18 protein-coding genes are annotated in these 18,489 nt (G+C 66.2%); 5 read left to right on the top strand and 13 right to left on the bottom strand.

The window, feature by feature from the left end; all coding sequences use genetic code 11:
• Positions 1-6: 6 nt before the first annotated feature.
• Both trxA and JAO75_RS06910 read left to right on the top strand, forming a co-directional pair.
• Positions 7-327 (top strand): thioredoxin, encoded by a 321-nt coding sequence (gene trxA, locus JAO75_RS06915; RefSeq protein ID WP_036360939.1) that lies wholly within the window; start codon positions 7-9, stop codon positions 325-327.
• 520 nt (positions 328-847) lie between these two features.
• Positions 848-1,174: a DUF930 domain-containing protein gene (locus tag JAO75_RS06910; protein WP_199047793.1), complete on the top strand. Its 327-nt coding sequence runs from the start codon at positions 848-850 to the stop codon at positions 1,172-1,174.
• A 12-nt stretch (positions 1,175-1,186) separates the two neighbouring features.
• Here the strand turns inward: JAO75_RS06910 and JAO75_RS06905 are convergent, their stop codons facing one another.
• From JAO75_RS06905 to trpA, 3 genes are all read right to left on the bottom strand, one after another.
• Complete coding sequence (locus tag JAO75_RS06905) at positions 1,187-2,512, bottom strand: bifunctional folylpolyglutamate synthase/dihydrofolate synthase (RefSeq protein ID WP_199047792.1); 1,326 nt, start codon at positions 2,510-2,512, stop codon at positions 1,187-1,189.
• 14 nt (positions 2,513-2,526) lie between these two features.
• A complete protein-coding gene (gene accD / locus JAO75_RS06900) occupies positions 2,527-3,432 on the bottom strand; it encodes an acetyl-CoA carboxylase, carboxyltransferase subunit beta (RefSeq protein WP_199047791.1) in 906 nt (301 codons plus the stop codon).
• 102 nt (positions 3,433-3,534) lie between these two features.
• Positions 3,535-4,374 carry a tryptophan synthase subunit alpha gene (trpA, locus tag JAO75_RS06895; protein WP_199047790.1) on the bottom strand — a complete coding sequence of 280 codons (840 nt, stop codon included), beginning with the start codon at positions 4,372-4,374 and terminating at the stop codon, positions 3,535-3,537.
• 168 nt (positions 4,375-4,542) lie between these two features.
• On the opposite strand from trpA, the gene JAO75_RS06890 reads away from it, so the two are divergent.
• The gene (locus JAO75_RS06890; protein WP_210340192.1) at positions 4,543-5,283 is read left to right on the top strand and encodes an AAA family ATPase; all 741 of its coding nucleotides are present in this window, start codon (positions 4,543-4,545) and stop codon (positions 5,281-5,283) included.
• A gap of 38 nt (positions 5,284-5,321) precedes the next feature.
• Here JAO75_RS06890 and trpB read toward each other — a convergent pair whose 3' ends face one another.
• The 9 genes from trpB to JAO75_RS06845 all read right to left on the bottom strand — a co-directional run bounded on the left by trpB (position 5,322) and on the right by JAO75_RS06845 (position 13,286).
• On the bottom strand, positions 5,322-6,572 hold the full coding sequence (gene trpB, locus JAO75_RS06885; RefSeq protein ID WP_199047788.1) for a tryptophan synthase subunit beta: 1,251 nt from the start codon (positions 6,570-6,572) through the stop codon (positions 5,322-5,324).
• A gap of 58 nt (positions 6,573-6,630) precedes the next feature.
• A complete protein-coding gene (locus JAO75_RS06880; protein ID WP_199047787.1) occupies positions 6,631-7,293 on the bottom strand; it encodes a phosphoribosylanthranilate isomerase in 663 nt (220 codons plus the stop codon).
• A gap of 11 nt (positions 7,294-7,304) precedes the next feature.
• The gene (gene lhpI / locus JAO75_RS06875) at positions 7,305-8,252 is read right to left on the bottom strand and encodes a bifunctional Delta(1)-pyrroline-2-carboxylate/Delta(1)-piperideine-2-carboxylate reductase (RefSeq protein ID WP_199047786.1); all 948 of its coding nucleotides are present in this window, start codon (positions 8,250-8,252) and stop codon (positions 7,305-7,307) included.
• 13 nt (positions 8,253-8,265) lie between these two features.
• On the bottom strand, positions 8,266-8,619 hold the full coding sequence (locus tag JAO75_RS06870; RefSeq protein ID WP_199047784.1) for a lipopolysaccharide assembly protein LapA domain-containing protein: 354 nt from the start codon (positions 8,617-8,619) through the stop codon (positions 8,266-8,268).
• Between the two features lie 16 nt (positions 8,620-8,635).
• Positions 8,636-8,950, bottom strand: coding sequence for an integration host factor subunit beta (gene ihfB / locus JAO75_RS06865; RefSeq protein WP_199047782.1), 315 nt, complete (start codon positions 8,948-8,950; stop codon positions 8,636-8,638).
• 26 nt (positions 8,951-8,976) lie between these two features.
• Positions 8,977-9,942, bottom strand: coding sequence for a signal peptide peptidase SppA (gene sppA / locus JAO75_RS06860; protein ID WP_199047780.1), 966 nt, complete (start codon positions 9,940-9,942; stop codon positions 8,977-8,979).
• 142 nt (positions 9,943-10,084) lie between these two features.
• Complete coding sequence (locus tag JAO75_RS06855) at positions 10,085-10,486, bottom strand: YkvA family protein (RefSeq protein WP_199047778.1); 402 nt, start codon at positions 10,484-10,486, stop codon at positions 10,085-10,087.
• A 164-nt stretch (positions 10,487-10,650) separates the two neighbouring features.
• A complete protein-coding gene (gene rpsA / locus JAO75_RS06850) occupies positions 10,651-12,348 on the bottom strand; it encodes a 30S ribosomal protein S1 (protein WP_199047776.1) in 1,698 nt (565 codons plus the stop codon).
• A gap of 308 nt (positions 12,349-12,656) precedes the next feature.
• Positions 12,657-13,286 carry a 2-hydroxychromene-2-carboxylate isomerase gene (locus JAO75_RS06845; protein ID WP_199047774.1) on the bottom strand — a complete coding sequence of 210 codons (630 nt, stop codon included), beginning with the start codon at positions 13,284-13,286 and terminating at the stop codon, positions 12,657-12,659.
• A gap of 217 nt (positions 13,287-13,503) precedes the next feature.
• Here JAO75_RS06845 and JAO75_RS06840 point away from each other — a divergent pair, with 217 nt between their 5' ends.
• Together JAO75_RS06840 and JAO75_RS06835 are read left to right on the top strand one after the other, a co-directional pair.
• Positions 13,504-14,736, top strand: coding sequence for an argininosuccinate synthase (locus tag JAO75_RS06840; RefSeq protein WP_199047773.1), 1,233 nt, complete (start codon positions 13,504-13,506; stop codon positions 14,734-14,736).
• Between the two features lie 123 nt (positions 14,737-14,859).
• The gene (locus tag JAO75_RS06835) at positions 14,860-15,420 is read left to right on the top strand and encodes a hypothetical protein (protein ID WP_199047772.1); all 561 of its coding nucleotides are present in this window, start codon (positions 14,860-14,862) and stop codon (positions 15,418-15,420) included.
• A 55-nt stretch (positions 15,421-15,475) separates the two neighbouring features.
• Here JAO75_RS06835 and JAO75_RS06830 read toward each other — a convergent pair whose 3' ends face one another.
• A complete protein-coding gene (locus JAO75_RS06830) occupies positions 15,476-17,812 on the bottom strand; it encodes a PAS domain S-box protein (RefSeq protein WP_199047771.1) in 2,337 nt (778 codons plus the stop codon).
• Between the last annotated feature and the right edge of the window lie 677 nt (positions 17,813-18,489).

The following is an 18,489-nucleotide window of genomic DNA, read 5'->3' as shown; positions in this document are numbered from 1 at the left end:
GATGTGATGGCGACCGTGAAGGTAACCGATTCCAGCTTCGCGCAGGACGTCCTGCAGTCCTCCGAGCCCGTCGTGGTCGATTTCTGGGCCGAGTGGTGCGGCCCCTGCCGCATGATCGGCCCGGCTCTCGAAGAGATTTCCGACGAGATGGCCGGCAAGGTGAAGATCGCCAAGCTCAACGTGGACGAGAACCCGCAGATCTCCTCCCAGCTCGGCATCCGGTCGATCCCGGCGCTCATGATGTTCAAGGACGGCAAGGTCGTCGCCCAGAAGGTCGGCGCCGCCCCCAAGGGCGAGCTCTCCCGCTGGATCCAGGCTTCGGCTTAAGGCTGCCGCTACAATCAAATTCGACGTCATGGCCGGGCTTGTCCCGGCCATCCACGTTTTGGGACCTGAAGACGTGGATCCCCGGAACAAGTCCGGGGATGATGGGGATCCTTCCGCAAGCGTGCACCTGCCGCACTCTTGCTACAATGTCTCTCGATAAGGCCAAGCTCGGCCATGGCGGGAGGGCATTCTGGAGCAGGCGTCGTACACAACGACCGTACGGCGTTCGACGACATGGATGCCTCTGCCCGATGCCAGGACATACGGGATCATCGTCTCGTCGGCCGTCCATGCTCTCCTGCTTCTGATCGTTACCTTTCCCTCGAGTCCAAAACGCCTGCCCCCGCCTCTGCAGGAAGGCCTTGCAGTCGAGGTTTGGACGCCTGAACAGGTTGAGGCTCTCACCAACCCCGCTGGATTTGGCGGTCAGGCTCCGGCTCGGCCGGGAACCACGATCCGAGCCACGAGGATCCTCTCGGGGGACGCTCTCGCTCATCCTCTCAGCCGCAAGATGCGGGAGATGCTGCCTCTCTTCGAGGAGGAAACCCGGCTTGAGCAGCTCTGCAATCTCGAGGCGATGGCCCAGATCGCGGCATCGCTCAGGCAGCATCACCCGGACCGGGTCGTCGCTTACGCGAAGGCGGAGGTGAGGATTGACGGCAGCAGGCTCCTGGCCGAGGGAGCCGCGTTTCGCAGCCATCGGCGATGGTATGGCCTGACGTTCAGATGCGGCCTCAGCCCGGGCCGTCAGGCGGTGCAGGACTTCGAATTCACCGTCGGCAAGGCAATCCCGAAGCGCCTTTGGGAACGGTACAATCTGCCCGATCCGACGCTGGATACGGATTAACCGGACCCAGGCCTATTCCGGCAGCGTCCCGTTCGCCGCCAGCACCTCGCCGGCGAGATACAGCGAGCCGCAGATCAGCACGCGGGGCGGGCGGTCCCAGACGTAGTTGTGGAGCGAGGCGAGCGCGGATTCGACGCTCGATGCCGTCGAGGTGGTGAGCCCCACGCTGCCGGCGATGGCCGCGACCTCCTCGGCCGGGCGGGCGCCGATCTGGCCGGCAATCGGCACTGCGATCACCTCGCGCGCCAGCCCCGAGAAGTTCTTGAAGAAGGCTTGGCTGTCCTTGGTGCCGAGCATGCCGGCGATGAGAACCAAGGGTGCATCCGAGCGCTCGCTCTGGTCGGCCATGGCGGCGGCGAGCACCCGGCCGCCATCGAGGTTGTGGCCGCCGTCGAGCCAGATCTCGCAGCCTGTCGGCGCGATCTCCGGCAGGCGGCCCCGGTTGATGCGCTGGAGGCGGCCCGGCCATTCGGCCCGGGTGACGCCCGCCTCGAAGGCGGATGTCTCGAAGCCCTCGAAGCCGGCGGCGCGCAGGGCCGCGATCGCCGTGCCGGCGTTGATGAACTGGTGGCGGCCGATGAGCCTGGGCCGGGGCAGGTCGAGAAGGCCCTTCTCGTCCTGGTACACGAGGCGGCCGCCCTCCTCATGGACGGAGAAATCCTGCTGGCCGACGAGAATGGGCGAGGCGCCGATGCGCTCGGCCGCATCGCGCAAGGTCTGGTCGGCTTCCTGGTAATCCTGCGGGGCGATCACGGCCGGGCAGCCGCGCTTGAAGATGCCGGCCTTCTCGCCGGCAATGGCCGTCAGCGTCGTGCCGAGATATTCCGCGTGGTCGTGGCCGATGGACGTGACCACGGCCGCAGCCGGCCGGTCGATCACGTTGGTGGCGTCGAAGCGCCCGCCCAAGCCCACCTCCAGCAGGAGCACGTCGGCAGGCTCCTCGGAGAAGACCAGCAGGGCCGCCGCGGTGGTGATCTCGAACACGGTGATGGGCTCGCCCGCATTCACCGCCTCGCAGCGCCGGAAGGCCTCCACCAGCCGGTCCTCGGTCACGTACTGCCCGCCGCCGAACTTGCCCAGCCGGATGCGCTCGTGGAAGCGCACGAGATGGGGCGAGGTATAGACGTGGACGGCCAGCCCCGCGCTCTCCAGGATCGCCCGCATGAACGCGATGGTCGAGCCCTTGCCGTTGGTGCCCGCCACATGGATCACCGGCGGCAGGCGGCGCTCGGGATGGCCGAGCTGCGCCAGCAGCCGCTGGATGCGCCCGAGCGACAGGTCGATGGTCTTGGGGTGCAGGGCGAGAAAGCGCGCGATCAGCGCATCGGAGGATTCCATCGCCCTGGTCTCGCTTACTCGGCCGCAGCCGCCGTCACTTCAGGGGCGGCCGCATTGGCCGGTGCGCTCGCGGCCGGCGCCTTCATGAAGAGGCGGGACAGGCGGGCCACGGTGGATTTGAGGTCGTGGCGATGCACGACCGCGTCCACCATGCCGTGCTCCTTCAGGTATTCGGCGCGCTGGAATCCGTCGGGCAGCTTCTCGCGGATGGTCTGCTCGATCACGCGCGGGCCGGCAAAGCCGATGAGCGCGCCGGGCTCGGCGAGATGCACATCGCCCAGCATGGCATAAGAGGCCGTCACGCCGCCCGTGGTCGGGTTCGTGAGCACGACGATGTAGGGCAGGCGCGCATCGCGCAGGCGGCGGATCGCCACCGTGGTGCGGGGCATCTGCATGAGGGACAGGATGCCCTCCTGCATGCGCGCGCCGCCGGAGCCCGCAAAGAGAACGTAAGGGGTCTTCTTTTCGAGCGCCGTCTCGGCGCCTTTGACGAAAGCCTCGCCCGCCGCCATGCCGAGCGAGCCGCCCATGAAGCCGAAATCCTGCACGGCGACGGTCATCGGCAGGTCCTCGACCCGGCCGAATCCGACCTTGAACGCGTCCTGCTGGCCGGTCTTGGCGCGGGCGTCCTTCAGGCGGTCGATGTAGCGCTTCTCGTCACGGAACTTCAGGGGGTCGACAGGCACTTCCGGCACGGCCACGTCGAGCCAGGTCGCGCCGTCGAACATGAGTTGCAGGCGCTGGGTGGCCGAGATGCGCATGTGGTGGTTGGAGCCGGGGATCACCCACTGGTTGGCCTCCACGTCCTTATGGAACACCACCTGGCCCGTCTCCGGGCACTTGATCCAGAGATTGTCCGGCGTCTCGCGCTTGAAGAGCGTCTTGATCTTCGGACGGACGACTTCGGAAATCCAGTTCATCGGTTCAATCCTCTCGTCATGGACGGGGCTTGCCCGGCCATCTACGCGGACCACGCCGGAGGCGTGGATGCCTGCACAGCGGCAGGGCGTGCTCTGTATGTATTAGGCCGCGGCGCGTTTTGCCACCGAGCGCACGCCTTCGCTCAATTCCTTCACCAGCTTCGTGACCGCCTCGACCGAGCCTGCCGTTGCGCGACCCTCCGCATCGAGGGTGCCCTTCAGGGCGTCGATCAGCGCCGAGCCCACCACGACCCCGTCGGCGCCTTGGGCCACCGCGGCCGCATGCGCCCCGCTCTTCACGCCGAAGCCCACCACCACGGGCAGGGGCGTATGCCGCTTGATCCGCTCGACCGCCGAGGCGACCTTGCCGAAATCCGGGGTCGCGGCACCGGTGATGCCGGTGATCGACACGTAATAGACGAAACCCGCCGTGTTCGTGAGCACCGCCGGCAGGCGCCTGTCGTCGGTGGTCGGGGTGGCAAGGCGGATGAAGGCCAAGCCTGCCTTCAGGGCCGGCAGGCACAGCTCGTCGTCCTCCTCGGGCGGCAGATCCACCACGATCAGGCCGTCGACGCCGGCCGCCTTGGCGTCGGCGAGGAAGCGGTCGACCCCGTAGACGTAGATCGGGTTGAAATAGCCCATGAGGATCACGGGCGTGTCCTGGTCCTCGGCCCGGAAGCGGCGGATGAGGTCCAGCGTCTTGACCGTATCCTGCCCCACCTTCAGCGCCCTCAAGCCCGCCGCCTGGATCGCCGGGCCGTCGGCCATGGGATCGGTGAACGGCAGGCCGAACTCGACGATGTCGGCCCCGGCCCTGGGCAGGCTCTTCAGGATCGCGAGCGAGGTCTCGGGATCCGGGTCGCCGGCCATCACATAGGTGACGAGAGCCGCGCGGCCTTCCTGGCGGCACTTCTGGAAACGGGCTTCGATGCGCTTTGTCATGGGCGGGGTCTTTAGCATGGGATTTGCGAGATGTGGACAGGGATATCGCATTTCCGCAAAGCCCCATGTCATCGTGTCCCGGCTCTGTGGTAAGGCTGGGCTCGATCCAGTTCCTGACGCGTCACCTGAGGGAGCCCGCGCGTGGCGAGAACCGCCCAAACGACCAGGATGCGTGCCCCTTACCTCAGGCGTGTATGGCTCGATGGGAACCGCATTCCCGATCGGGAGATCTATCCCTTCTGCCTGCCGATCTTCAGCCGAGACGAGTTCTCGCTGGAATTCGACTGTCCCGTCACGATCATCGTGGGCGAGAACGGTGTCGGAAAATCAACCATTCTCGAGGGGATTGCGGCCTTGGCCGGATACGATGAGGCCGGTGGCGGGAAAGGATATAGGCCCGTCGATCACTCCCGCGCGGTGGAAGCGATGGGCGGAGCCCTGAGCCAGTCCTTGCGCGCGAGCTGGCTGCCGAAAGTGACGCAAGGCTGGTTCTTCAGAGCCGAGAGCTTCTTCTCGGTCTCCCGCTATCTCGATCAGGCCGCAATGGATGCGGCATCGGCTCCGCCGGATTTTCTCTCCCATTCCCATGGCGAGGGCTTTCTGCGCTTCTTCGAGGAGCGCTGCAGGCGTCAGGGAATCTACATCTTCGATGAGCCCGAATCGGCTTTGTCCCCATCGCGGCAGGTGCAGTTCCTTAAGCTGTTGCGCCGCATGGACGAGACAGGGTTCTGCCAGGTCATCATGGCAACGCACTCGCCCATCCTGATGGCCTATCCTGGCGCAAGGCTGCTCGGGCTTTCCAAACATGGATTGGAGCCGATCAAGCTGGAGCAGACGCAGCATTTCCGGCTGCTGCGAGAGTTCTGTCTCGATCCCGAGCTTTTCATCCAGATGATGCTGGATGATTGAGAGGCCATGGCAGGCATGGCCCTCTCACGCTTGAGGCTTCAGACGATCTGATTGCCCAGATGCTCGGCGATCTGGAACAGGTCCTTGTCGCCGCGGCCTGAGATGTTGATCACCATCAGGTGGTCCTTGGGCTTGGTCGGCGCGATCTCGATCACCTTGGCGAGCGCATGGCTGGGCTCGAGGGCGGGCAGGATGCCCTCCAGGCGCGAGCAGAGCTGGAAGGCGTCCAGCGCCTCCTGGTCGGTAGCGGAGATGTACTTGACCCGGCCCATCTCGTGCAGCCAGGCATGCTCCGGCCCGATGCCCGGATAGTCGAGGCCGGCCGAGATGGAATGCGCATCGGCGATCTGGCCGTCGCGGTCCATGAGCAGGTAGGTGCGGTTGCCGTGCAGCACGCCGGGGCGCCCGCCCGTGAGCGAGGCCGCGTGGAGCTGGTCGAGGCCGTGGCCGGCCGCCTCCACGCCGTAGATCTCGACCTCCTTGTCGTCGAGGAACGGGTGGAATAGCCCGATGGCGTTGGAGCCGCCGCCGATGCAGGCGACGAGCGAGTCCGGCAGGCGGCCTTCCGCCTGCATCATCTGCTCGCGGGTCTCGTTGCCGATCACGCACTGGAAGTCGCGCACCATGGCCGGATAGGGATGCGGGCCCGCGACCGTGCCGATGCAGTAGAAGGTGCTTTCCACATTGGTGACCCAGTCGCGCAGGGCCTCGTTCATGGCATCCTTGAGGGTGCGGGTGCCGGACTGCACCGGCACCACCTTGGCGCCGAGCATGTTCATGCGGAACACGTTGGGCTTCTGCCGCTCCACGTCGACCGCACCCATGTAGACGATGCATTCGAGCCCGAAGCGCGCGCAGAGCGTGGCCGTGGCGACGCCGTGCTGGCCTGCGCCGGTCTCGGCGATGATGCGCTTCTTGCCCATGCGCAGCGCCAGCAGGATCTGGCCCAGCACGTTGTTCACCTTGTGCGCGCCGGTGTGGTTCAGCTCTTCGCGCTTGAAGTAGATCTTCGCGCCGCCCGAGCGGCCAGAGGCCGCAGAAACATCACGAAGATGGTCGGTCATGCGCTCGGCGAAATAGAGCGGGCTCGGGCGGCCGATGTAATGGGTCGAGTAGTTCGCCATGTCGGCGTGGAAGGACGGGTCGTTCCGCGCATCCTCGTAGGCCTTTTCCAGCTCGAGGATGTTCGGCATCAGGGTTTCGGCGACGAAACGTCCGCCGAACTGGCCGAAATGCCCGCGCTCGTCGGGGCCGGTGCGGAAGGAATTGGGTTGGGCTTGAGCTGACACGGCCTGTCCTGCCTTCGGATTTCAAGGCACGCCCGGAACGGAACGTGCCGTCAACATTCTAGTGGTGGGCAGCGGCGAATGCTGTCCGGGCGGCCCTGATGAAGGCCTCGATCCTGGCCGGATCCTTGCGGCCCGGTCCGACTTCCACCCCGGACGATACGTCGACCGCCCCTGGCTTCGTGAGCCGGATCGCCTCCGCCACGTTGTCGGGGTCGAGGCCTCCTGACAGCATGAAGGAAACCTTGCGGTCAAGCCCGTTCAGCAGGCGCCAGTCGAAGGCGACCCCGTTGCCGCCGGGCAGGGCCTCGGCCGTGCGGGGCGGCTTGGCATCGAGCAGGATGTGGTCGACGCCGCCCGCATAGGGGGTGAGCGCCTGGAGGTCGGACGGCTCCGCCACGCCGAGAGCCTTCATGACCGGCCGCCGGACCATGGAGCGGATCTCGGCCACCCGTGCGGGGCTCTCGCTCCCGTGCAGCTGGATCAGGTCGGGATTGAGGGCCTCCACGGCCTGGGCGAGGTCCTCGTCGCCGGGATCGACCAGCAGGACGACGCGCTGCGCCCGCCCCTTGGCCTGGAGAGAGAGCTTATGGCCCAGGTTGAGGCTCACATGGCGGGGGCTCTTGGGAAACCGCACGAAGCCGACCATGTCCGCGCCTGCGTTCAGGGCGGCATCGAGGGTCTCGGGCGTGGAGAGCCCGCAGATTTTCACCAGGTTGTCCATGGAGAGCGCTTTTACACCGCTTTTGCCAGGGAGCGCCACACCAGCATCGCCGCAGCCAGATCCTCCAGGGCGGTTCCCACCGATTTGAAGGCGGTGACGACGGCGTGCCCCCGGTGCGGCGGGTTGCGGCACAGGTCCGTGAGGGTGCCGCGGATGTGATCGTCCGTGATCGCGCCCCGGTGCAGGGCCAGGGCCACGTCGCCGCCCTCCGACTTGGCGGCCGGGGTGTCGATATACACCTGCGCCCGGCGCAGGGCCTCGTCGTCGGCCTCACGCATCTTGAGATTGAACGCGCCCACGAGATCGAGATGCGCGCCCTCCTTGAGCCAGGCGCCCTTGACGACGGGCGCGGTCGAGAGCGTCGCGCAGGAGACGAGGTCGGCCTCGCGCACGGCCGCCTCCAGATCGGTCACAGCCGTGACCGGCAGGCCCTCGCGGGCAAGCTCGGCCGCCAGGGCCTCGGCCTTCTCGGGCCGGTGATTCCAGAGCGCCACCTCGTGGATCGGTCGCTGGCTCATATGGGCGCGGATGAGGAAGGGCGCCAGCGCCCCGGCCCCCACCATCACCATGCGGCCTGCATCCTCGCGGGCGAGAATGCGGGCCGCGAGTGCCGAGGCCGCGGCCGTGCGCCAGACGGTGAGCCGCGCGCCGTTGAGCACGCAGACCGGCTCGCCCGTGGTGCCGTCCATGAGCAGGTAGGAGCCCATCACGCTGGGCAGGCTTTTGGTGCCGTTCTCAGGGAAGACGGTGACGACCTTCACGCCGAGGAAGCCGTCCTGCACGGCAGGCCCGGTCCAGGACGGCATGAGCAGCAGGGTGCCGTGGGCGCCGGGACGCTCGACCTCGTGGTGGTGGCGGACCGGCGTGACCATGCTGCCGCGAAAGGCCTCGGCCAGGGCATCGATCAGGGCCGGAAAGGTGAGAACCCGATCGATCTCGGCGGAGGTGACGACGCGCATGATCCGGCTGGTCTCAGAAGCCGCGGGCTGGCGCGGGCGAAACGGTGGCCGGCAGGGTCGTGGTGGCGGGCGTCTGCGCCTTCAGGCGCTCGGTCTCGTGGCGCAGCTGCCGCGTCTCGCGGCGGAGCCGCCGGCGGGACTTGCGGTACTTGCCTTGCGCGAGCCAGCTCGCCGTGCCGCCGATCAGCACGCCCAGCATGACGGCGGCGAAGATCACGGCGAACAGAGGCAGCTGGAACGCGAATTCCGGCGCCTCCTGCGAAAACGGGTCGAGGGACAGGGTCACCGGAGCCCGGTTCGCCACCGCGAGCAGGACGATCAGGATGGCGACCGGCAGGAGAATGAGCGCCTTCAGAAAGCGAATCACGAACACCTCTCGAAATTTATTGGGCAGCCGCCGCCTTCATCATCTTCGGAGCCGGGGCATTGAGACGCTGACGCATTTCCTTGCCCGTCTTGAAGACCGGGACGACCTTCTCGGAGATGGAAACGGATTCGCCCGTGCGCGGGTTGCGGCCCGTGCGGGCATCGCGCTTCTTGACCGAAAAAGCCCCGAAGCCGCGCAGCTCCACCCGGTCGCCTCGGGCCAGCGCATCCGCGATCGTGTCGAGGATCGCGTTCACGATCTTCTCCACGTCGCGCTGGTAGAGATGCGGGTTCTGCTCAGCGATCTTGAGCACGAGTTCGGATTTTATCATGGATGAGCTATATCTTTGACGTTGCTTTATTTTTCCAAAGGTTGCCAGACAGCCAGGAGGCCGTCAAGCCGCGCGATCTCCGCATGCGCCGATGTCCGGCGCAAGGTCTCGGCCACCCTCTCGAAACCGAAGAGATCCGCCACGGTCGCTCCCATGGCGAAGATCGAGATGTCCCGATCCGACCGGGGCTCCCAGTCGCGAATCGGCAGGTCCTTGGCCACGCCCTTCTCCCTCTCGAGCCAGGCCACCGCATCGCGCTCGCTGCCGATCCGGTCGACGAGCTTGAGGGGCACGCCCTGGCGGCCGCTGAAGATCCGGCCGGTGGACACGATGGCCATGTCGGCCTCGGTGAGGCGGCGGCGCTCGCGCACCAGGTTCTTGAACCATTCGAAGGTGTCGTTGACCACCGCCTGCATGGCGGCCTGCGCCTCGGGCGTGGTCGGCGTGAAGGGGTTCGGCTCCGCCTTGAGCGGGGCGGACTTCACCGCCTCCACCTTCACGCCGATCTGGTCCATGAGGCCCGTGAGGTTGGGATACTGGAACAGCACGCCGACGGAGCCCACGATCGAGGTCTCGCGGGCCACGATGTAGTCGGTGGCCATGGCCGTGATGTAGCCGCCGGAGGCCGCCGTCCCGTCCACGAAGGTGACCACCGGTTTCTTCTCGGCGAGCCGGCGGATGTTGCGGAAGAGCTCCTCCGATCCCGTCGTGGTGCCGCCGGGACTGTTGATGGAGATCACCACGCCGGAGACGGCGCTCGACTCGCCCACCCGCCGCATCAGGTCGGCCATGCGCGTGTCGCCGGTGATCACGCCGTCGACGGAGATGCGGGCGATCTGGTTCTGGATCGCGCTGTAGCCCGCCCGGTCGGCGGCGGCATAGCCGATGGCGGCAACGGCGACGATCAGCGCCAGGAAGCCCGCCACCCGCCAGAAGGAGAGCTTGCGGCGCAGGCGACGGCGGTCGGCAATGGCTTCGGCATCGATGGACATCTGGTCGTCTCTTGCTTCGTGCTTGTCTTGGGTTTCGTGCTTGTCTTGGGTGATGTGGGCTGCACCCTATTGCGAAGACAGATAGGGCAGCAAGGGATCAGACCAACAAAAACCTGGGCCGAGCGGCAGGATCGCCGGGCCGCTACGCGCGGAGACCGGGCCAGAAGGCCCAGAGCAGCAGAGCCGCGGCGATCCAGAGAGCCACGATGAACAGGGCGCCCCCGCGGCTGACCGGCCGCTCCGCGATGGCCCGCGCCCTGTCCCGAAGCTCCCCCATCAGGGGGCGCGGGATCAGGCTGACCGCCAGCAGAATGCCCAGGGGAACGAGGACGACGTCGTCGAGATAGCCGAGAACCGGGATGAAATCCGGAATGAGGTCGATGGGACTGAGGGCGTAGGCCGCCACCAGGGCGGCCACCAGCTTGGCGTACCAGGGGACGCGCGGATCCCGGACAGCGAGGGTCAGGGCCACGACATCGGCCTTGATGCTCCGGGCCCAGCCGCGCATGCGGGCGAGCCAGCCCTTGGAGCGGTCTTCATTCATGGCTCGATGCTCCGGCGGTTCACGTTCCATCGGCACCCGAACGGCCCATCGTGGCAACCGTCCTGCCCTAGAGAACCCGCACGATCTCTCGAACGGGCAATTCGACACAAAAAAATCCCCGGGCTTTCGGCCCGGGGATTCCATCAAGGTTCTGTCGAACCCGATTACTTCTTGCCGGCCTTGTTCAGGGCTGCGCCGAGGATGTCGCCGAGCGACGCACCCGAATCGGCCGAGCCGTACTGAGCCATGGCTTCCTTCTCCTCAGCGACCTCGAGGGCCTTGATGGAGACGGTGACGCGACGGGCCTTGCGGTCGAACTGCGTGACGCGGGCATCGAGCTTCTCGCCGGTGGCGAAGCGCTCGGGGCGCTGGTCGGCGCGGTCACGAGCAAGCTCGTTGCGCTTGATGAAGGTGGAGAGGTCGGTGTCGACGATCTTCACTTCCAGGCCGCCGTCCTTCACCTCGAGAACCTCGCAGGTGACGATCTGGCCCTTCTTCAGCTCGCCGGCCTCGGCGAAGGGATCGCCGGCCAGCTGCTTGATGCCGAGCGAGATGCGCTCCTTCTCGACGTCCACGTCGAGAACCTGGGCACGCACCATGTCGCCCTTCTTGAAGTCGTCGATGACCTGCTCGCCCGGGCGGTTCCAGTCGAGGTCCGAGAGGTGGACCATGCCGTCGACGTCGTTCTCGAGGCCGATGAACAGACCGAACTCGGTCTTGTTCTTCACCTCGCCCTCGACCTCGGTGCCGACAGGGTGCTTCTCGGCGAAGGCCTCCCACGGGTTCTGGAGCGTCTGCTTCAGGCCCAGCGAGATGCGGCGCTTCACCTGGTCGACCTCGAGGATCACGACCTCAACCTCCTGCGAGGTGGAGATGATCTTGCCGGGGTGGACGTTCTTCTTCGTCCAGGACATCTCGGAGACGTGGATCAGGCCTTCGATGCCAGGCTCGAGCTCAACGAACGCGCCGTAATCGGTGATGTTCGTGACGCGGCCCTTCAGCTTCGCCTGGACCGGGTAGCGGGCGGCGATGCCCTCCCACGGATCGGCCAGCAGCTGCTTGATGCCCAGCGAGATGCGGTGCGTCTCGTGGTTGATCTTGATGATCTTCACCTTCACCGTCTGGCCGATGGTTACGACCTCGGACGGATGGTTGACGCGGCGCCATGCCATGTCGGTGACGTGCAGCAGGCCGTCGATGCCGCCGAGATCAACGAACGCACCGTATTCGGTGATGTTCTTGACCACGCCGTCGATGACCTGACCCTCTTCGAGGTTCGCCACGAGCTCGGAACGCTGCTCGGCGCGGCTCTCTTCGAGGACCGTGCGGCGCGACACGACGATGTTGCCGCGGCGGCGATCCATCTTGAGGATCTGGAACGGCTGGGCCACGCCCATGAGCGGGGTGACGTCGCGCACCGGGCGGATGTCGACCTGGGAGCGCGGCAGGAACGCCACGGCGCCGTCGAGGTCGACGGTGTAGCCGCCCTTCACCTGGTTGAAGATGGTGCCGTTGACGCGCTCGCCGGCCTCGAAAGCCTTCTCGAGCTTCACCCACGACTCTTCGCGGCGGGCCTTGTCACGGGAGATGACGGCCTCGCCCAGCGCATTCTCGATGCGCTCGACATAGACCTCGACCTCGTCGCCGACGACCACGGTCTGGTCGCGGTTCGGGCCGGCAAATTCCTTGAGAGCGACGCGACCTTCGGTCTTGGCGCCGATATCGATGACCGCGACGTCCTTTTCGATCGCGACCACCTTGCCCTTCACGACCGAGCCTTCGCTGATCTCGTTCGTGCGGAAGGATTCTTCGAGCAGGGCCGCGAAATCTTCACGGCTCGGCTGTTGCAAAGCTGCAGACATAGGTTCTCCTGAATGGCCCTCGTTCAAGGGGCAACGCCGGCGGCTCGTGTTAACGGGCCGTTTCCAGCCGCCGCTGCCTTGAGACGCCCCTTCAGGGCCATGTCCGAGGCATACTGCTCCGCAGAGCAGGCCGGCGTATCACCGACGGATGGAAACGCTTTATCCGACAGGGTTTTTCGGAACGCCGCGAGGGCGCGGAACACGCACCCTGACAATCGAAACCGTCACTGTCCTGTCGGATGGGGGTTGTCTTAACCCAATTGGCCCCGGATCACAAGGCTTTCAAGGTTTTAACCGCATCGGGGCCTTCAGCCCGGCCACTGCCCGCGCCGGGCCTGGGTGACGGCCCAGTCGAGGGCCTGGTCGAGCCGGTCGTTGCCCCAGAACATCTCGCCGTCCTCGGCGAAGAACGTGGGGGCGCCGAAGAGGCCTCGCGACTGCACCTCCTCGTTCATCCGGCGCAGACGCAGCTTGTTGGCCTCGGCCTGCGCCTCGGCGAGAACGGTCTCGGCGTCGAGGCTCAAGGCGGCCAGGATGTCCGTGATCACCTGCGGGTCGGCGATGTCGCGGCATTCCGCGAACTGGGCCGTGTAGACCGCCCGGGTGAAGGCCGGGGTCCAGCCCCGGTCGGAACCGAGAAGCGCGACCCGCGCGGCCAGGAGCCCGTTCTGCGGGAAGGTTTTCGGCCGGTAGAAGGGCAGCCCGAGCCGCGCCGCCTCCCGCTCCATGTCCCGCCACATGTAGCGGCCCTTGGCCGGGTAGAGGCTGAAAGGGGTGGTCTCCCACCCCTGCGCCTTGAAGACCGGCCCCAGCAGAAACGGCCGCCACACGAGCTCCACCCCGGCCGCCTCCGCCGCCGCCTCGATGCGCATGGCGGCGAGATAGGAATAGGTCGAGGCGAACTCGTACCAGAACTCGAGAACCGGCTGACGGTGCATGGGCGTCCTTCGCAACCAAAAACCCGGAGGAACCAGGCCAACTCCCGAGGCCGGCCTTTCGCTCCACCACAGACCTAGTCCATTCCGCTGGGTTACGGCAGGCTTCGGCCTTCCGGGCAGGATTGCAGGGGAAGCATGCCGGTTCGCGAATTGCCCGTTGCGTGAATTGGGGTTCCGTTTTAAGTCGCCAGCACCCTTTCTCTCTGGAACCTTTGCCATGGCCGACAAGCGCGTGAACAAGGTCGTGCTCGCCTATTCGGGCGGCCTCGACACCTCCATCATCCTCAAGTGGCTGCAGACCACCTATGGCTGCGAGGTGGTGACGTTTACCGCCGATCTCGGCCAGGGCGAGGAGCTGGAGCCCGCCCGCAAGAAAGCCGAGCTTCTTGGCATCAAGCCGGAGAACATCTTCATCGAGGACCTGCGCGACGAGTTCGTGCGCGATTACGTGTTCCCGATGTTCCGGGCCAACGCCCAGTATGAGGGGCTCTATCTGCTCGGCACCTCCATCGCCCGCCCGCTGATCGCCAAGAAGCAGATCGAGATCGCCGAGAAGGTCGGCGCCGACGCCGTCTCCCACGGGGCCACCGGCAAGGGCAACGACCAGGTGCGCTTCGAGCTCGGCTATTATGCGCTCAAGCCCGACGTCACCGTGATCGCCCCCTGGCGCGAGTGGGACCTGCGCTCCCGCGAGCAGCTCATCGCCTTCGCCGAGCAGCACCAGATCCCGATCGCCAAGGACAAGCGCGGCGAGGCTCCCTTCTCCGTCGACGCCAACCTCCTGCACGCCTCCTCCGAGGGCAAGGTGCTGGAGGACCCGGCCATGGAAGTGCCGGACTACGTCTATTCGCGCACCGACGGACCTGAATCCGCGCCCGACAAGCCGACCGTCATCAAGATCGAGTTCCAGAAGGGCGACCCGGTCGCCATCGACGGCAAGAAGATGGGCCCGGCCGACCTGCTGGCGAAGCTCAACGAGCTGGGCAAGATCAACGGCATCGGCCGCCTCGACCTCGTCGAGAACCGTTTTGTGGGCATGAAGAGCCGCGGCATGTACGAGACCCCGGGCGGCACGATCCTGCATCTCGCCCATCGCGGCATCGAGTCGATCACCCTCGACCGGGGTGCCGCGCACCTCAAGGACGAGCTCATGCCGAAATACGCCGAGCTCATCTACAACGGCTTCTGGTTCTCGCCGGAGCGCGAGATGCTGCAGGCCATGATCGACAAGAGCCAGGACTTCGTCACCGGCGAAGTCACGCTCAAGCTCTACAAGGGCGGCGTCCACCTCATCGGCCGCCAGAGCCCCTACACCCTCTACGACCAGGACCTCGTGACCTTCGAGGAAGGCGCCGTCGCCTACGACCACCGCGACGCCGCCGGCTTCATCAAGCTCAACGCATTGCGGTTGCGGACACTGGCGCAGCGCAAGAAGAAGCTGGGGCTGTAAGAGGCTACTGACCATAGGGCCCGGGACGCGGCGGGTCACACCGCCGCATCCCGGGCTACTTTTTTTCCTGGCCGAAGCAATGTTATCTCGACTGAGTTCAAGATACTTTCCAAGGCCATTTAGATGCGTTTCCTTCTCCCTGCAGCCATTCTCCTTCTCCTCTCCGCATGCCAGGGCACCGGCACAGGTTCCGGAGCGTTGAACGATCCGGTCGATCTTCCGCCCGACTATCGCATGAAGGCAGCGCCTCACCTTGTGGCGGATTATGTACGGGATTCCATCGGCCCGGCCGAAATCTCGTCCGAGGTCCGGTCAGGCCGAGGTCTTCTCGGCGCCTCAAGCAGTGTTCTCGTGCGCTATCCGGTTCGCACCCACAGCCTGGGACAAAGGCTGATCGCCAAGGACTGGCTTCTCGACAGCATGGAAAAGGCAGAAACGGGGATGCGCTGCGTCACGATTTCCATCGGGCGGAGCATCAACACCGGCGGTGAGACCAAATTCGTCGCATCGCGTCCGAAGGTGGACGAAAGCAGCTGCGGTGAAGGACGAAGCTATGTTCCTTATACGGAACTCGAGAACGTTGCGCAGCGGCTGAAGGCATGTCGCGCGAAGGGCGAGGAGCGCTGCCTGCTTTCCTCCAATATGCCCGAGAGGGAAGCCAGGAAGCTCATGAACCGGCCCTGACAAGCCTTAGTCGCGGTTTGAACCGGATCGTTACGGATCCGGGGCTGGACTTTCCCTACTGACGTGAAGGGTGATCCGCGGCCCCGCCCTCGTCGCTCAGCGGAACGTTCATCACGCACACGACTCCGGCAGGCTCGTAGGTCAGGCGGACGTCTCCGCCCACGTCGGTGGCCAAGCTCCGCTCGATCAGCCGGGTGCCGAAACCCCGGCGGGTCGGGGCGACGACCGGCGGGCCGTCCCGCTCCTGCCAGCGCAGCTCCAGACGCGGGATCTCGTCCGACGTGATCGTCCAGGTGATGAAGACGCATCCGGACGGGACGGAGAGCGCCCCGTATTTCGCAGCGTTCGTGGCCAGCTCGTGGGTCGCCATGGCGATGGCGAGCGCCGTGCGTGGGATCAGGCGCAGGCGCGGCCCCTCGATCTCGATGTGCTTCGTCTTCTGCCGGAGATAGGGCTCGACCACCTCCTTGATGATCTCTCGGAGCTCCGCCCCTTCCCAGTTCTCGCGGGTGAGCACGTCATGGGCGCGGGCCAGGGCGAACAGGCGGTCCTCGAAGGCCTTGGCCTGCGGGCGGTTCTCCTCGCTCACCTGCCTCAGGCTTTGCGACGCCATCGACTGCACGATGGCGAGCGTGTTCTTCACCCGGTGGTTCAGCTCGTTGATGAGAAGCTCCCGGTGCTCGTCCCATTGCTTGCGCTCGTGGATGTCCACGCTCAGGCCGAACCACTTCTCGATGGCCCCGTCCGGGCCCGCATGCGGCAGGGCGCGGAACGTATGCCAGCGGTATTCCCCGTCCCGGCGGCGGTAGCGAGCCTCGCCCTCATAGGTCTCGCCGGTCTCGCGGCAATGCTGCCAGTAGGGCAGGATCCGCTTTGCATCCTCGGGATGCATCATGGCGGTCCAGCCGAATCCGATCGCGTCCTCGACCCTCTGGCCGGTATATTCGTGCCAGCGCTCGTTCATGTAGATGATGCTGCCGTCGTTCGCGGAGGCCCAGACCAGCGCGGGCGCGGCATTGGTCAGGGTGCGGAACTCCGCCGCGCTCGCGCTCAGGCGGTCCTCGATCTCCTTGCGATCCGTGATGTCGAGCACGGAGCCCACATAGCCCAGATAGGTGCCGTCCTCGCTGAAGCGCGGCGCCGCGGCATCGATCGCCCAGCGGTAGGTGCCGTCGGCCCGGCGGAGCCGGTATTCCACGCGGAACGGCTCATGGGCGGCATTGGAGGCCCGAAAAGCCTCGCCCGACCAGCCGCTATCGTCCGGGTGGACGGCATTGAGCCAGCCGAAGCCGAGGCCGGTTTCCGGCGTCTGGCCGGTGAACTCGTACCAGGAGCGGGAGAGATAGATGCAGGTGCCGTCCGGCTCCGTCACCCAAACCATGACGGGCGCATTGTCGGCGAGGTTGCGGAACCGGGCCTCGCTCTCGCGCAGGCTCTCCTCGGCCTGAACCCGCTCCGTGACATCGTAGCCCTCCGCGAAGATGCCGGTGACCTGCCCGCCCTTGTCGGTGACGGGCTGGTAGATCACGTCCACGAAGCGCTCTTCGGCGGGGGTTCCCGGCTTGCGTTGAAGCCCGACGCGAAGGCTGCGCCCGAGAAACGGCTCGCCGGACGAATAAACCTGATCGAGCAGCTCGAAGAACCCCTGGCCCTGGACCTCGGGCAGGGCTTCGCGGGCTGGCTTGCCGACGATGTCGCGGCGGTGGCCCACGAGCTGAAGATAGGCGTCGTTCGCCAGCTCGAACACATGCTCCCGGCCGCGCAGCATCGCCATGAAGCCGGGGGCCTGCTGGAAGAGCTCGCGAAGCCGGTCCTGCTCAGCCTTGAGGGTCGCGCGGGATTTCACCTCCTGCGTCGTCTCCGTGCAGGCACAGAACATGCCCGCGATCTCGCCGGTCTCGTCGCGCACGGGCGAGTAGGAGAAGGTGTACCAAGTGTCTTCCGGGTAGCCGTTGCGCTCCATCACGAGGTGGAGGTCTTCGTGAAACGATGCCTCGCCCGCCAGCGCCTTGGTGACCAGCGGCTCGATGTCGGTCCAGATGTCCGACCAAACCTCGCGGAACGGCAGCCCGAGGGCATGCGGGTGCTTGGCCCCGAAGATCGGCACATAGCCGTCGTTGTACAGGAAGGCGAGCTGCGGCCCCCAGGCGACGAACATGGGGAACTTGGAGGTGAGCATCAGGCTCACCACGGTCCTGAGGCTCTGCGGCCAGTATTCGGGCGGGCCGAGGGGCGAGGAGGACCAGTCATGGGCCCGCATGAGCGCGCCCATCTCACCGCCTCCGGTGAGGAAGCTCGAAGGAGGCGCCACCTTATCGTGCATCGGCCCGGCCCCTCCCGTCGGCAGGCCGGTAGCCGGGGTCCTGGGTTTCACCGCCGGGGCGGCGGGCATGCGCCTCCCCTGAAGCTGCTGCAAGACCGTCAAGCCCGAGCATGCGAGGTGCGTACGAATGTGTGTTGACGGGCATGCTGAGCTTCGGGATGGCAGGGGCTGTCAGCCATGTAGGCCTTGGCCGAATGACTTCAATCATTGCGTAGACCATATCGCAGCCGGAATCGACGGCCTTCTCGGCGCTCGGGGGCAACCGGGCGGGACCTGAAACCAGCATGGCGCCTCTCCCCTCTCCCATGAGGGAGAGGGCTGGGGTGAGGGAAGGCCGGTGCCGGACAAGATGCTGCGCGTGGCATGCTGCAGTGGGACGACGCCTTGCTGGTGCAGCCACATGCCCTCACCCCTGCCCCTCTCCCGCCCGGGAGAGGGGATGTCCCGGTGTCATCCCTACCATTGTCATCCCGGACGCAGCGCAGCGGCGATCCGGGATCGCGGGCAGGATAGGGCGCAGGAACCCTCTCCCCTCTGCGGGAGAGGGTGGCGAGCGGAGCGAGCCGGGAGAGGGGCAGTCCCAGTCGAGCACGGCCTCTCTCCCGACCTGCTGCGCAGGCCACCCTCTCCCGCTAAAGGGGAGAGGGAAGGTGGCGCATGTTCTCACTATGTTCTTGACAGATGTGCCAAGCTCGGCTATATCGTTGTGCATTCCCGCCCTTCGAGGGGCGCGCTCGCGAGGCGTC

Source organism: Microvirga splendida, from assembly GCF_016427565.1.
In the GTDB taxonomy this organism is placed as follows: Bacteria; Pseudomonadota; Alphaproteobacteria; order Rhizobiales; family Beijerinckiaceae; genus Microvirga; species Microvirga splendida.
This window is presented reverse-complemented; position numbering and strand designations above follow the sequence as displayed.

Coding starts and splice junctions, on each gene's coding strand:
- JAO75_RS06855 (WP_199047778.1), bottom strand. CDS start 10,486: ATGAATGAAGACCGCTCCAAGGGCTGGCTCGCCCGCATGCGCGGCTGG.
- JAO75_RS06835 (WP_199047772.1), top strand. CDS start 14,860: ATGCGTTTCCTTCTCCCTGCAGCCATTCTCCTTCTCCTCTCCGCATGC.
- trxA (WP_036360939.1), top strand. CDS start 7: ATGGCGACCGTGAAGGTAACCGATTCCAGCTTCGCGCAGGACGTCCTG.
- rpsA (WP_199047776.1), bottom strand. CDS start 12,348: ATGTCTGCAGCTTTGCAACAGCCGAGCCGTGAAGATTTCGCGGCCCTG.
- sppA (WP_199047780.1), bottom strand. CDS start 9,942: ATGTCCATCGATGCCGAAGCCATTGCCGACCGCCGTCGCCTGCGCCGC.
- accD (WP_199047791.1), bottom strand. CDS start 3,432: ATGAACTGGATTTCCGAAGTCGTCCGTCCGAAGATCAAGACGCTCTTC.
- JAO75_RS06845 (WP_199047774.1), bottom strand. CDS start 13,286: ATGCACCGTCAGCCGGTTCTCGAGTTCTGGTACGAGTTCGCCTCGACC.
- trpA (WP_199047790.1), bottom strand. CDS start 4,374: ATGACAAAGCGCATCGAAGCCCGTTTCCAGAAGTGCCGCCAGGAAGGC.
- JAO75_RS06890 (WP_210340192.1), top strand. CDS start 4,543: ATGCGTGCCCCTTACCTCAGGCGTGTATGGCTCGATGGGAACCGCATT.
- JAO75_RS06910 (WP_199047793.1), top strand. CDS start 848: ATGCTGCCTCTCTTCGAGGAGGAAACCCGGCTTGAGCAGCTCTGCAAT.
- lhpI (WP_199047786.1), bottom strand. CDS start 8,252: ATGCGCGTCGTCACCTCCGCCGAGATCGATCGGGTTCTCACCTTTCCG.
- JAO75_RS06830 (WP_199047771.1), bottom strand. CDS start 17,812: ATGCCCGCCGCCCCGGCGGTGAAACCCAGGACCCCGGCTACCGGCCTG.
- JAO75_RS06840 (WP_199047773.1), top strand. CDS start 13,504: ATGGCCGACAAGCGCGTGAACAAGGTCGTGCTCGCCTATTCGGGCGGC.
- JAO75_RS06880 (WP_199047787.1), bottom strand. CDS start 7,293: ATGGACAACCTGGTGAAAATCTGCGGGCTCTCCACGCCCGAGACCCTC.
- JAO75_RS06905 (WP_199047792.1), bottom strand. CDS start 2,512: ATGGAATCCTCCGATGCGCTGATCGCGCGCTTTCTCGCCCTGCACCCC.
- ihfB (WP_199047782.1), bottom strand. CDS start 8,950: ATGATAAAATCCGAACTCGTGCTCAAGATCGCTGAGCAGAACCCGCAT.